Origin of the sequence: Polaromonas sp. CG_9.5 (assembly GCF_035984465.1) — a bacterium.
Taxonomy (GTDB): domain Bacteria; phylum Pseudomonadota; class Gammaproteobacteria; order Burkholderiales; family Burkholderiaceae_C; genus Polaromonas.
Window position 1 is genome coordinate 1 of sequence record NZ_JAXCHR010000069.1, and the last position, 1,254, is coordinate 1,254.

A 1,254-nucleotide genomic window follows, 5' to 3' on the forward strand; every position below is an offset into this window, starting at 1 on the left:
CGATGCAGTTTGAGGAAAACTGGCTTGCGGCTCAGGCCCATCAAGCCCGTTCATGATCTCGGTTATGGGATACGGAATCCAGGGGCAAGGTCAGTCTGACTTCCTAAAAGACGATGACGTCACTATGAAGGAACTGACGTACTTCGTACCACTGAAGACCGAAAAATTCTGCCAGCAACTGTAGGACGCCTTGGCACTATCTGAAGCTACCTGACTGCCGACGCACAGTGGGCATGCCTCAATTTGCTCCAACGCATAGCACCCCTGACTTCACGGTCTCGGGTGCTTTTTTTTTGTTCATTCACAACCCAAAGGAGCTACCAATGTCTATCAGCCACACCGTCACCGCCGGATTCATGCCGCGTGATATGTACCACCGGCCCACCTATCTCCAATTCTCCAGACAAAAACCATGCCTGGAGGTACCGCGTGACCGACCTTTGTGATTCCCAATCCTCCTAGGCAACTCACTCTGACTGACAGCTTTTAACGTGTGGCTCGAAAATCTTTACAGGTGGGTCACGGTACTTGAAGAAAGCAGTCGAAGAGCCGCCGCCAGGCAACTCTTTCACATCCACAAGAAACATGGTTCCCTCATTTCCCAGTGCTACTGAATACCCGTCCTTTTGAATTTTCATATTTACAGGCTGTGTGCCGAACAGCGGAGAGGCGCTCTCCCACTTACTCGCGATGCATGCAGCAACTTGCTTGGCTGAAATATTACTTGTCAATACATAGGCTGGCCCCTTTTCTCGCAACTCAGAGGGCGTGGCACAGCCAGCGATTGCAGTGACAAAAAAAAGCGAAGTTATTGAAATCCAATGACTTAGAGGCACAGATTGATCTCCGTTAGGTACGCTACTTGCCCGAAACCGTTATGCCCATTCAAGGCCAGACAAACGGACACCATCTAATCATCCCACAAGCCCGCCCTGGAGAAGTTCCCGGCGGGCTTTTCTTTGTCCATTTCTAGGGCGTGTCATCAATTGAGCCAAACGACAGCGGCGGCCAAATGGGTGGCGCCCAAGAAGTTGCGGGCGGTTTTGTCATAGCGCGTGGCAATGGCGCGGTACTGCTTGAGTCGGGCAAAGAAGTTTTCAATCAAGTGGCGCGCCTTGTAAAGGTGTGAACCGCCCCGAGTTTCGTAGAGGCCCGTTGGTGAGTATTCCGGTTCAACGTGACCGGTGATTCCGGGATCGTGACCGACATTCCGGTGAACGTGACCGGGAGGATTCCGGCAACGTGACCGCTGAT

3 protein-coding genes are annotated in these 1,254 nt (G+C 52.3%); 1 reads left to right on the forward strand and 2 read right to left on the reverse strand.

The annotated features are described in order from the left end of the window. Positions 1-323: 323 nt before the first annotated feature. Positions 324-446 (forward strand): hypothetical protein, encoded by a 123-nt coding sequence (locus RCH06_RS17825; RefSeq protein WP_327082800.1) that lies wholly within the window; start codon positions 324-326, stop codon positions 444-446. Between the two features lie 21 nt (positions 447-467). On the opposite strand, the gene RCH06_RS17830 is transcribed toward RCH06_RS17825, so the two are convergent. Continuing rightward, positions 468-836, reverse strand: a complete 369-nt coding sequence (locus RCH06_RS17830; protein WP_327082801.1) for a hypothetical protein — start codon at positions 834-836, stop codon at positions 468-470. 146 nt (positions 837-982) lie between these two features. Next, the coding region (locus tag RCH06_RS17835) for a transposase (RefSeq protein WP_327082802.1) at positions 983-1,254 on the reverse strand (272 nt) is incomplete at its 5' end.